This is a genomic window from Veillonella criceti, from assembly GCF_900460315.1.
Classification (GTDB): Bacteria; Bacillota; Negativicutes; order Veillonellales; family Veillonellaceae; genus Veillonella_A; species Veillonella_A criceti.
On record NZ_UHIO01000001.1, the window covers coordinates 1,453,203 to 1,465,986 of the forward strand.

Genomic DNA, 12,784 nt, shown 5'->3' on the forward strand with positions numbered 1-12,784 from the left:
ACAACACTAAAAATTAAACACTTCGTCAATTATATTATAAAAAATTTATTTTGCCTATACATATCGACTATACATATTACTCATGATTCAAACTATAAACAGTCTATGTTCCTAAAAAAATAAAAAACAAGTAACAATCAAAGAGTCTTAACCCTTTAATCATTACTTGTTCTATAATTTATTGGAAAACTACTTTGCTCAAGTCCAACAAAACTTCTTATTTATACATTGAGCACACTAAATACATCTTAATCCGCTTCTACTGTCACCATTTGTCCTGTTCGCAAAGATGTAAAGACTACACGCTTAGCCCGTAGTTGATAGGTACGCCCTGGTCGTTCACAACCATATAAAGCATCTCCCACTAATGGATGACCTAAATGAGCCATAGCTACCCGAATTTGATGCGTTTTACCAGTATATAAACGAACATCCACTTTAGTTACTAATTGGGCCTGTTCTTCTGGAGATAATTGTGCTAAATCTTCATTGTTTACTAGCTTTAACTCTACGCCATCTTCTCTATATATACCTAATGCATTATAGGCAGTGCGAGTCATTTTACCATCTTCCCGAACTTCATAATGAATGCCATCTTCACTTCGCCCCATGGGAAGCTCCACTATATTAACGCCTTGTAATACGCCTTGTACCGTCGTTGTATACCATTTTTCAAAACGTTGATCTTCAATTTGCTTTTGATAGAAACTCTGGGCTAAGGCACTTTTAGCTACGATAATACACCCTGATGTATCACGGTCAAGACGATTCAAAAAACGTACTTTTCGCTTAATACCATTCTCTTTAAAGTACTTTGCTACCCCATTAGCCAACGATGTTTGTCCTTTAGAGTTAACTGTAATGCCCACTGGTTTATCTAAAATAAGCAAATCGTCGTCTTCATACAATATGGTTAGCGCCACTTCAATCGGTTCATAATCTATCTTTTCTTTAGGTAGCTGTAACCGCAACTCATCGCTAAGTGTCACCGCCGCTTTAGGATTCGTTTTTTTACCATTCAATAAAACTAACTTGTCCTGAAACAAGTGCTTCATCACTGCCCGTGACATGTGCTTGGCATCTAGCCATTCGCCAACGGTCGTAATACCAGCTTCTACGTCTTCCGGCATTAATAAAAAATTTACATCATCTGACCGAAATGTTTTACGTGCCATACAACACCTCCTTGCTTTAATACGTCTACCTTCCTATTATCCATAGTAATACACTTATTCCCATACAACATCATTAGGTAAATATTGCAAAAATTCACTCGCTTTGCAAGGCTTCCCCCGCTCATTAGTCGTAGCATAGGAGATAAATAGACGTTGTTTCGCTCTAGTAATCGCTACATAGAACAGACGTCGTTCTTCCGACAATTTACCTTCTTTTAAAGCTAAGAAACTAGGGAATACACCGTCTCGTAAGCCTGCTAAAAAAACATAATCAAACTCACTGCCTTTAGCCTGATGTACGGTAATAATCGGAATTCGTTCACTATTTTTCAAGCGCTGATCTGGTTCACCGGCCGTTAACGCTGCTTGTTCTAACATGCGCTGTAAATATTCACGCCCTGCCAAGTGCTTGTCTTGGCCTTCTAAATCCACCATAAGTCGATATAAGTCTCGAATATACTCAACGCGCTCATGTTCTTTACGTTCATTATAGTGCACCAACACACCCATATCATTCATAATATACGCCAATAATTCAGACGGCTTATCCGTTGCTATTTTGCGACGTAATGTAGCCATTTGCGAAGCCATCGTAGCAAAGGCATTTTTAAAATTACTAATTAAAGCACGTCTTTGATCGGCCGTAGGCTCAATATTTTCTTTAATAGCATATAGTAATAATCGAGCCGTTGCTCGAATATCATCCATAGCATTATGCGTTGGCGTGTAGTGAATCGGGAACGTTTCACTTAAAAAGCCTAATTTATGATTAGCTAAACGCGGATAAAAGCGACGATATATATCTAAAGTATCATAAACACCAGCAAATTGAGGATCTCCTAAATTATGGCGATGAAGCTCACTGGTAAAAATGCTAATATCATAATTAACATTATGCCCAACAATAATGGCATTGTTAGTAAATTCTTTAAACTCAGCTAGTACGGTCGTAGCCTCTTCACCATGTTCAGCTAAATAAACATCACTAAAACCATGAACCAGCTCAGAATCACCTACGGATTTACTAGGACGAATAAAGCGTTCAAATACCTCCCCTTCTGACCCATCAGGATTCAGTTTAAAGGCTGCTATTTGAATAATCTCATCCTTTGTTGTATCCGTACCGGTGCTTTCCACATCGTACACAATAATATTGCCCGCTGCTAGGCCTTTCAAAAGACCATCGTAGGGTTCACTTTCAAAGATTTGCATATCTAAAAAATCAGTAAGGCGAAGGCCCATAGTACGAACTGCTTCACTTTCAATTTGCTGAATCCTAGCCTCACCAATACCTTTTACATAGCGCTTAATTATGCGTTTAGCACTAATAGCATCATGAGGATTTAAAAGCAATTTAAAATAAGCCATTACATCTTTAATTTCTTGCCGGCGAAAGAATTTATATTCATCAATAATCATAAATTGACGTTGTTCGGCTGGTGGTAAATTATCATTGCAACGACTAAATAAACCGCTCAAATACTGAGCCTGTTTATTTCCTCGCACCAAGACGCCAATACTGGCATTTTTAGGTAAAGTTTGAATGGTGTCAAAAATATAAGCCCCTTCTTTCCACTCTGTAGGAGACTTATGCACAATAATTGGCTCGCCTTCTTCGTTAGTCGCGGCAAAGGGCGTCTTTTCATAAAATTCATCAATTAATCGTGGAAACATGCGTTTCAATACGGCAAATGACGCATTAAATAATTGTCGATTTGCTCGATAATTTTCATAGAAGACAATCACTTCTGGATTAAACTCTCGTTTATAATCAGCTAATAAACGTTCAGGATTCGAACCACGCCATTCATAAATGGTTTGAAAATAATCACCACAAAGCAAAATATGATTACCTTGCCAAAGGAGCTTCATCACTTCCGCCTCTAAATCACTTGTATCCTGCATTTCATCAACTGAAATATAAGCGTAACGACTACGCCACCGTTCACGAATTGTTTCATCTTGAAATAAACGATGAACCTGTGTAATTAAATCAGTAAAATCTACACCATGCACATTCGCTAAAGCTTCTTCATAAGCAACTAGCGTTTCATAACCTATTTCACGAAAATCAGCGAGCGTACTCATCGTAAGACCATTGAAAAAGCGTTCCATCGTCTCCCGCTCATCTATAAATAAACGATCAACGGTCATGCGATAATCTTCAGACGGTTCGTCCGTATAATAGCCCCATAATGACCGATATTCTTTCACATGGCTAATTAAATTCATAAAGACAGGTTCACGCATGCCAATAGGTAGCCACGGAGCTAATAGTTCTTGACAATCCACTTCATCATAAATGGACATATCCATATACAGCGTATCATTGCGCTTACTTTCCTCTTGTAGCACTTTATAACAAAAGCTGTGAAAGGTACTAACCTCCACAGCTTTAGCCACTGACCCCGCCATGGTAAGAATGCGATCCTTCATCTCACGACATGCCTTATTAGTAAATGTCATGCAAAGAATTTCATCGCCCTTCGCTGCGCCACTTCGTAAAATATGCGCCACCCGGTGAGCCAAGGTATTTGTTTTTCCAGTGCCAGCTGAGGCCAATAACAGTATATTCTTGTCCAACGTTGTTACTACACGCTGTTGGGCTTCATTTAACTGCTCCATGGTCTCTTAGCCTCCTTACATACTATGCATAAAAGCCACCACAATGACAGGGATTGGCCCTAATACTGCTGTTAAAAACCACATGAGCACGGTCATATCCACAGGGATATGGAAAAAATTATTGCAAATATAAAAAGCAGCATAGCCTAAAATCAAATTCAGACCTACTTTTTTAACAGTGTAAAATGCTACTTTAAAAATCGTATAAATAACGACCACAGCCACGACTACAGTTAGTGTTAATTCCATCTAAACGCCTCACATTTCTCGGCGGTTCATAACAGCGCCACCGATAGTTAACTCATCTGCGTATTCAATATCGCCACCAACTGGTACCCCGCGAGCAATACGCGTTACTTTTATACCAATCGGCTTCAATAATCGTGCCAAATAAAGAGCCGTTGCTTCGCCTTCAGGATCAGGATCGGTAGCCAAAATAACCTCGGTTACTGTTTCGTCACGCAAACGGTCTAAGAGTTCTTTTATACGGATATCTTCTACCCCAATGCCTTCTAACGGTGATAAAGCCCCCTCTAGCACATGGTATACGCCCTTATAATCACCACTACGTTCAATAGCAATCACATCACGCGAAGTTTCCACCACGCAAATAACACTGTGATCTCGATTATTGTTGGCACAGTATTCACAAGGATCTTGCGCCGATAAATTAAAACAAACAGAACAGCGTTTAGTCGCCTCTTTAGCCTGCACAATCGTTGCCACTAAAGCCTCCACCTCTTCATTTGGAAGCTCCACTAAATGATACGCCAAACGGCGAGCCGATTTAGCACCAATGCCAGGCAACCGGCGCAATTCTTCTACTAACCGTTCTAAAGGATTCGTCATCTTAGAACATCCCTGGTAATTTCATACCACCAGTTACTTTGCTCATTTCTTGCGCCATCATGTCATCTACTTTTTGACCAGCTGCATTAACTGCTGATAATACTAAATCTTCTAGCATTTCCATATCATCTGTATCAACTACGGATGGATCAATTTTAACAGATTGTACTACTTTTTCACCATTCATAACGATACTAACAGCGCCACCACCAACAGATGCGTCTACTGTTTTCGTTTTTAATTCTTCCTGCATTTTCTGCATATCTGCTTGCATTTTCTGCACTTTTTTCATCATACCTTGCATATTGCCCATATTTGGCATACCTTTACCGAACATTGTTGTTCCTCCTTTAATTCATACACATTTATACGCAGATTAAGATTCTTCTTCATCATCTGGTACAATTTCTACATAAATATCATTACCCTCAGCCGCTGCATGAGCTAACGCCCCTATGAGCAATGGATTTTCTAATTCTTCAGGTCTACAATGGTTAGGATCCCATTTTGGTAGACTCTGTAAATTCGTGGCTGTTAAGGTCTTTTTTTTTTCACCCAATTCACTAGCCACATCCGAATTTACCGGTGAATGATTAGCTGGTGAAACAGCCGTAGCCCCAAAGTCATCAACCACTGGTTCTACTGAATCAAATTCATCAATTGGTGGTGGCGGTATCTCCATAGCACCAGTGCCAAAATCATCAACCACAGCTTCTGAAACAGGTTTACTGATAGGCTTAACACTCACTGATTCAGTCTTTGAGGGCCCTACCGATTGGATTGACGGCGACGGCCTATCTGATGCAGGTGTTACCGGCGCCTTAGGCGGTGTACTTTGACTGGCTACACCCATTGCTACGTCTTTAGCAGCCTGCCAGTACTGCTTAGCCTCTGGATCGACTTTACTAAACAACTGCACGCGCACGGAATAGCCTAATGCTTGATCCATGCTTTGCTCCACTTCATACAATCGGTCCGAATGACCAGCGATAGCCACAAGCGGAGCCTGTGAAAAGAGAAAAACGACACGCTCCTCATCCACATAAATCAGTTCAGCATTTTTATAAAATCCACTTACCAAATTCCAAGAACGGCTCGAAGCATAATTTAGCATATCCGATTTTATTTTACCATAAGTTTTAGGATTTACGATACGTTGTCCAAATACAACACTTTTATCCTCAACAGACGAAATCGGACCTTTTGACTTAGTAGCGCCCCCTTTATGAGCCTCTGAAACAGCCGGCCCTACTGCGGTAGCTACACTACTAGATTTTGTAGGGCGCACTGACCGTTTTGGCGGTTTAGTCCCTGGTGGTGGCACCATACCAGGCGTTACATGGACTGGTGAAGGCGCAGACCCTGGCGGAACAGTACCCACTGTCGCAGTGGTACTGACTCCCGCAGAAGTAGCCGTATTCATCCCCTGTATAGGAGCGGCCACCGTAACCGTTGGCTGACTTTCTAACTGCGCTAACCGCACACTCCATTGACTATCAGCCGAATCTAACCGACTCTCTACAGCAGCTAAGCGTTCCATCACATCATCTTCGCTGACTTGTACTCGGGCACAAATACCAAGCAACCCCATCTCGATAACAATCCGCGGATTATCTACTCGCTTAGCATCATTTAAAATCTGTTGTAATTCTTTAACATAATAATTTAAATCCTCCACTGAAAATACAGAGGCTTGTGCACTAAATTTCTCTTTAAACGGCGCATACAAGGCCAATTCTTCAGCCGTAGGCAACACTTTCTCTATTACTAACGCTCTCACATGTTGAATCAAGGCCTCAATAATTTGCTTACTATCGCGTCCTTCGCTAAGTGCCTTTTTACATGCCACTAATACAGATGCACCATCACCTTGACGCAAATAATCTAAGAACGTCATAATCCACTCTTTGCCGACTAGACCAATCATAGACTCTACTGTTTCTGACGTAATCTGATCCGTAGCCATCCCAGAACATTGATCTAGGATACTCAATGCATCACGCAGACCCCCATCAGCATGAATGGCAATTAACTGTGCCGCTTCAGGCGTTAACTGAATCTGACTTTCTGCAGCCACATGAAGCAGATGTTCCGCAATATCATCCGCCGTAATACGGCGGAATGTATACCGCTGACAACGCGACAAAATGGTAACTGGTAGTTTATCTACTTCTGTTGTAGCAAAGATAAACATAATATGGGGTGGTGGTTCTTCAATCGTTTTAAGTAGCGCATTCCATGCTTCATTCGTCAACATGTGCGCTTCATCAATAATAAAAATTTTCTTGCGACCTTCTACTGGCAGAAATTTAACACTTTCTCGTAAAGACCGAATTTCATCAATACCACGATTAGACGCCGCATCAATTTCTAATACATCCATAGATTGACCATTTAAAATCTGCTTGCACGAAGTACATTCATTACACGGATGATCAGTTGGTCCTTTTTCACAATTAATAGCCCGGGCAAAAATCTTGGCCACACTGGTTTTCCCTGTTCCACGGGGTCCTGAAAAGAGGTAAGCATGAGCCACTTTATCTTCACGAATCGCTCGCATCAAAGTTTCACTCACTTGCTTTTGCCCTACTACATCCGTAAATGTCTGAGGTCGCCACTTACGATACAACGCTACATAACTCATAACCTACCTCCTTTCTTGCTATACTTTATTAACTAGCATATTTCACTGTCTATATTTCACTATCAATTTTATGTTTCACTACCAATCAAAAAAAGCCGTAGCAACACTCGATTATGACAGCCTTATAGGTTCCCTCGTGGCACATGAAAGTAACCGCTTAGTGCTGCTATCTCTCGATCCTGACACGATTCACAGGCTTCCATTGCACGAGCCCCACAAGACTGCCATAATCCAGTCCTGCATTACGGCTAGCTATATTATTATATACTAATAAGTGTAAAAATACAAGCTAACACCCTTTTGAACTACTAAAATAATCAATGTATACACATAAAAGCATATACGCCACTCTTACTATATAGTATAATATCTATATCTTTATATTCTATAGACATTATTATTTTGATTTATGACATGAAAGGAATGTAATATGGACGCGTTCAACTCTCTCGTCGGAACCATAACAGGCTTTCTCTGGGACTACATTATCATTATCTACCTAGTAGCCGCTGGTTTTTGGTTCTCTCTCTCCACTGGTTTCATCCAAATCCGACACCTTAAAGAAATGGTACGACTCTTAGGTGAAGGGGTAGGTACCAAAACCAATGGCAATCGTATTTCCTCTTTCCAGGCCTTTTGCGTAAGCTCAGCCTCTCGCGTGGGTGTTGGTAATATTGCAGGCATCGCTATCGCTGTCGTACTTGGTGGTCCAGGCGCTGTTTTCTGGATGTGGTTTATTGCCTTTTTAGGCGCGGCAACTGGCTTCGTTGAAAGTACCTTAGCCCAGATTTATAAAGTCCCTTCTAAAAAAGGTGGCTTCCATGGTGGCCCAGCCTACTATATCAAACAAGGTCTAAAAAGCCCTGTATTTGCTTTCATTTTTGCCGTACTCATCAGTGTTACTTACGGTCTTATCTACAATTCCGTACAAGCTAATACACTGGCTAGTGCCCTTCAGACCGTGCAAATTGATCTTCAATATACCGCCATTGCCGTAACTATTTTAACAGCCCTTGTTATCTTTGGTGGAATTGCTCGTGTAGCCCGCCTCAGTGAATGGCTAGTCCCTATAATGGCCGGCGTATATATCTTAACAGCTATCTATATTGTACTCGTTAACATTACGGAATTACCTAATGTATTTTATGCTATTTTCACTAAAGCCTTCACCTTTGATGCTGCATCCGGTGGTTTCTTTGGGGCCGCCATTATGAATGGTATTAAACGTGGCTTATTCTCCAATGAAGCTGGGGAAGGGTCCGTACCAAATGCAGCAGCCACAGCGGATGTGAGTCACCCGGTTAAACAAGGTCTTATCCAAAGTTTTGGTGTATTTGTTGATACCTTCTTAGTATGTACGGCCTCTGCATTTATCGTACTCGTATCAGGTAACTACGAAAGCTCTAACCTTACTGGTATCGCCCTTGTACAGCATGACCTCGCTATGCAACTTGGCGATTGGGCGCCTGGCGTTATGGCTATTTTCATCTTCATGTTCGCCTTCTCTTCTATCGTAGGTAACTACTACTATGGTGAAATTAACATTGCTCATTTAACTAAAAACACGTTATACCTCCATATCTTCCGCATTTTTGTAGTTATTATGGTATATTTTGGCTCTATTGCATCCTTAAATCTAGTATGGAACTTGGCCGATTTATTCATGGCCTTCATGGTTCTTACTAACTTAACTGCTATTCTGTTACTCGCCAAGCAAAGCAAAGTAGCTATGTTTGACTATTTTAAACAGAAAAAAGCGGGGATTGTAGAACCAACCTTCGATCGTAGCACCTTACCTAATCAAGAAGGCATCGTTTGGTGGCATAAAGATGCTAAACATGAAGATGCTTAAACATAAAATCGTATAGATATACAAAATTATTTTTATTTTATTGATATTTATACAAAAACGGGCTATAATATGCTTATAATTTAATTTTAAATCACCTAATATGTAAATGGGGGCGGACAGTATGTTTAATAGTCTAAAAAAATTAGCAAGCAAAAAAGTAGTGGTAACACTGACAGCGGCTCTATTAACCGCTGGTTTAATTGCTGGTTGCGGTAGTAGCACCGGTAGTGATTCACAAGAAAAAGTTCTTAAAGTAGGGGCCGAAACAACCTTCCCTCCTTTTGAATTCACCGAAGGGGATAAATATGTAGGCTTTGACATTGACTTAGCTGATGCAGTCGCTAAAAAAATGGGCTACAAAATGGAATTCAAAAGCATGGGCTTTGATGCGCTAATTCCTGCCTTACAAAGTAAAGATATTGATATGATTGCCTCTGGTTTAAGCGCTACACCAGAACGTGAAAAAGCCGTATTATTCAGTACACCATACTTTGACAAGGGTGGCTTCGTAGCCATTGTCAAAAAAGGTGATACAGCTACTGGTATGAATGACTTAGCAGGCAAACGCATCGTTGTCCAAATTGGTAGTGTTGCTTTAGATGTAGCTGAAAAAATCCCTAATGCACAAGTTAAATCTGTAGATAGCAACTCTCAATTATTCAATGAATTAAACGCAGGCACAGCTGATGCTATCGTCCTTGATAATGCTGTTGCACTTTACTACTTAAAACAAGGTGCCGATGCCGATGCTAAAATTATTGGCGACCCAGTAGATCCAGAACCATTTGTATGGGCCTTCCGTAAAGATGACAAACAGCTAAAAGAAAAAGCTGACAAAGCATTAGAAGAATTAAAAGCTGACGGCACTTACGACAAAATCTATGAAAAATGGTTTGGCGCTGCAAAAAAATAATAGCAATATATAAGATTTAATCCAAATCACAAATAATTCAATATGAAAAGAGCTGTAACGAAATAGCGGAATCGAATCCGTATTTCAGTTACAGCTCTTTTTATATTACAAGATACATAAACACAACTACAACGTAATAGGTTACCAAAGTTTACTGTTTACTATTTACCACTTACCAAAGGCCTAGTACATGCCACCAAGCTAGCCCTACTACAAAATAAACAGCCATAGAATAAAACGCTATCACATGACCAGTTAACCACCAACGACCTTCAGCCACATAACCGGCACCAAACAGCAAAGGTCCCACTGCATTCCCATAATGAGTCAATAAACTTGCTAATTGTGCTGATGCAGCAACTAATAACAATAGTGGAATCGCTGGTAAACCAAAGACTTGCCCCAATGTGAAAATAACAGGCACCAAGGTGACTACATAAGCAATCGTTGAGGCAAAGAAATAGCGAATTAACATAGTTAGAACCAATAATAATGCCAGCGCAACTAGTGGCGGAAAAATATGCAAATCCAAATTATTATGGAACCAATCGCCTAACCATAAGAAGAAACCACCTTTAGTCAATGCATCGGATATCCCCATAATTCCTGAATACCATACAAAAGTACTCCAACCACTTTTTACATCCATTACTTGAGTCCAAGATATAACATTGGTAATCATTGAAATCGCTAAAAAGGCAATCGCTACGGCTGCCGTAGGAATCTTAGTCATGCCCCCCGTTACCCAACCAATGATAGCAAGCACAAAGTATAAAGCCAATAACTTCTCTTTAGTTGACATAGGGCCAATTTCTTCACGCCCCGCTTTAGCTAAGGCTTTATTATCAATCGATTTTAACTCTGGCGTATTAATACGATATACAATATATGGCGTAAGTAATAAACAAATACACCCTGGTACTAACATAGCCTGTGCCCAACCAAGCCAAGTAATATCAGCCCCCATAATCGTATTTGACAAATGAATCATCATCGGCATAATAGCGCCAGAGGTAACAAATAAAGTCCCTGTGGTCAAGCTATTCTGGTACAATAAACTCATAAAGAAGGCGCCCACACGTTTAGGATTTTTATCTGGATACGAGTCTAATGTATATGCTAGATTTTGAAAAATAGGATACACTAAACCGCCTGAACGAGCTGTATTAGACGGAATCGCCGGTGATAAAATAAAATCTGTTAATGTTGACACATAGCCTAAACGCAATGTGGTATGCCCAAACTTATCAATCAAAAAATATGCAATGCGTTTACCAAGCCCCGTAATTACAAAGCAATGCCCTATGACAAAGGCCGTTAAAATAAGCCAAGATGTACTGCTACTAAACGCACTTAACGCATCTTTTAATTGTAAATAGACGGTAGATAATACTGACATACTGATAATCAAAATAACAGGTTCTGGAAAAGGTCGCAACACTATACCTAAAACCGTACCTAAATATAAGCCCAATACACGCCAAGTTGCTACTGCTAGACCTTCTGGCGCTGGTATTAGCCAAAATAATAGCACCACTAAAACACAACATATGCTTTTTATCCACTTACCCATAAATACCTCCACGTCATACTGTTACGTAGGCAAACCCTTCCATAATAGGCCGTGCAGTACGTGCTACCCCAGCCTTATATAAAACGTAGTCTGAACCGTCATGTTTAATATCAATACTAAAACTAAAAGAACCCGATGGATGCCCTAATACAACCGTATGGCTTGCTTTAGCTCGTTCACTCACTATTTCATTAACTACTGTACCTGGTATTAAGGCGGCCGTTGCCGTACAAATCCCACCGGTTACTGCATACGCTTTATGAATCACCTTTAAAGCTTTAGTCCGTGCTACCAAATCAATGCTATCGGACTCAATCTCACGTCCATCTACAGTTAAATAAGATTGTGCTGAGGCTACCATACAAACCTTTGGCACCGCAGGGCTAGCGCTTTCCAGCGTATCAACAAGTCCCATCATAACGGCCCCTTTATGTCTAATTTCTTCAAGAATATTTAGCAAGCCCTGCGGGTCACTTTCAATATCAGCCGGTAACTCTGTACCTATGTAGCCTAACGCATCGGCTCTGACGAATATGGCCGGCGTCGCTGCATCTACTAAACTTACAGAAATTGTTCGACCATCGGCTAAGGTAATTTCATTTTTCACCTGTCCGGTTGGTAATAGGGCGCCCGTTTTAGAACCTGCTGGATCTTTAAAATACAAAATTATTTTTGAAGCCGTTCCAGGCACTCCATCAATAGCAAACTCACCAAGAACAGAAGGTTCTCCATTTTTCACAGGAATATGAGCCTCAATCACTTTATCTGTATTAGTATTATAGATACGAACCACTGTTTCCGGCTCTACAGGCGTAACTAGGCCTCGCATAATGGCAAATACACCCACACCAGCGGACATATTGCCACAATTGCCTTCATAATCAACCACGGCCTCCTCAATACCAACATAGCCAAAGGTATAATCTACATCAATCCCCGTTCGCTGTGATTTCCCTACCAACGCAACTTTACTTGTCAGTGGATCGGCCCCACCAATACCATCAATCTGGCGTTTATCAGGGCTCCCATACAAGGACAAGATGCAAGCATCGCGTGACTTTGTATCCGCTGGTAAATCAGCTATATCAATATAGGCCCCTTTACTCGTGCCACCACGCATATATATAACTGGTAATTTCACATACCCTTCCAT

At 40.6% G+C, this 12,784-nt stretch carries 10 protein-coding genes and 1 other RNA gene; 2 read left to right on the plus strand and 9 right to left on the minus strand.

All coding sequences use genetic code 11. The annotated features are described in order from the left end of the window. Positions 1-248: 248 nt before the first annotated feature. From DYE54_RS06545 to ffs, 7 genes are all read right to left on the minus strand, one after another. Entirely contained in the window at positions 249-1,175 is a 927-nt protein-coding gene (locus tag DYE54_RS06545; protein WP_115310484.1) for an RluA family pseudouridine synthase, read from the minus strand. A gap of 54 nt (positions 1,176-1,229) precedes the next feature. Further along, positions 1,230-3,800, minus strand: coding sequence for a 3'-5' exonuclease (locus DYE54_RS06550; RefSeq protein ID WP_115310485.1), 2,571 nt, complete (start codon positions 3,798-3,800; stop codon positions 1,230-1,232). A 15-nt stretch (positions 3,801-3,815) separates the two neighbouring features. After that, a complete protein-coding gene (locus DYE54_RS06555) occupies positions 3,816-4,049 on the minus strand; it encodes a hypothetical protein (RefSeq protein WP_115310486.1) in 234 nt (77 codons plus the stop codon). A gap of 9 nt (positions 4,050-4,058) precedes the next feature. After that, positions 4,059-4,649 carry a recombination mediator RecR gene (gene recR, locus DYE54_RS06560; protein ID WP_115310487.1) on the minus strand — a complete coding sequence of 197 codons (591 nt, stop codon included), beginning with the start codon at positions 4,647-4,649 and terminating at the stop codon, positions 4,059-4,061. 1 nt (position 4,650) lies between these two features. Next, a complete protein-coding gene (locus DYE54_RS06565) occupies positions 4,651-4,986 on the minus strand; it encodes a YbaB/EbfC family nucleoid-associated protein (RefSeq protein ID WP_115310488.1) in 336 nt (111 codons plus the stop codon). A 39-nt stretch (positions 4,987-5,025) separates the two neighbouring features. Beyond that, the gene (gene dnaX / locus DYE54_RS06570) at positions 5,026-7,293 is read right to left on the minus strand and encodes a DNA polymerase III subunit gamma/tau (protein ID WP_115310489.1); all 2,268 of its coding nucleotides are present in this window, start codon (positions 7,291-7,293) and stop codon (positions 5,026-5,028) included. A gap of 119 nt (positions 7,294-7,412) precedes the next feature. Then, positions 7,413-7,512, minus strand: an RNA gene (ffs, locus tag DYE54_RS06575) — signal recognition particle sRNA small type. 211 nt (positions 7,513-7,723) lie between these two features. Between ffs and DYE54_RS06580 the strand changes: the two genes are divergently transcribed. Together DYE54_RS06580 and DYE54_RS06585 are read left to right on the plus strand one after the other, a co-directional pair. Continuing rightward, positions 7,724-9,145, plus strand: coding sequence for an alanine/glycine:cation symporter family protein (locus tag DYE54_RS06580; RefSeq protein ID WP_115310490.1), 1,422 nt, complete (start codon positions 7,724-7,726; stop codon positions 9,143-9,145). Between the two features lie 121 nt (positions 9,146-9,266). Continuing rightward, positions 9,267-10,058, plus strand: coding sequence for a basic amino acid ABC transporter substrate-binding protein (locus tag DYE54_RS06585; RefSeq protein ID WP_172460570.1), 792 nt, complete (start codon positions 9,267-9,269; stop codon positions 10,056-10,058). Between the two features lie 172 nt (positions 10,059-10,230). On the opposite strand, the gene DYE54_RS06590 is transcribed toward DYE54_RS06585, so the two are convergent. Together DYE54_RS06590 and DYE54_RS06595 are read right to left on the minus strand one after the other, a co-directional pair. Further along, entirely contained in the window at positions 10,231-11,631 is a 1,401-nt protein-coding gene (locus DYE54_RS06590; protein ID WP_115310491.1) for a DASS family sodium-coupled anion symporter, read from the minus strand. Positions 11,632-11,644: 13 nt separating this feature from the next. Then, positions 11,645-12,784: a 2-methylaconitate cis-trans isomerase PrpF family protein gene (locus tag DYE54_RS06595; RefSeq protein WP_115310492.1), complete on the minus strand. Its 1,140-nt coding sequence runs from the start codon at positions 12,782-12,784 to the stop codon at positions 11,645-11,647.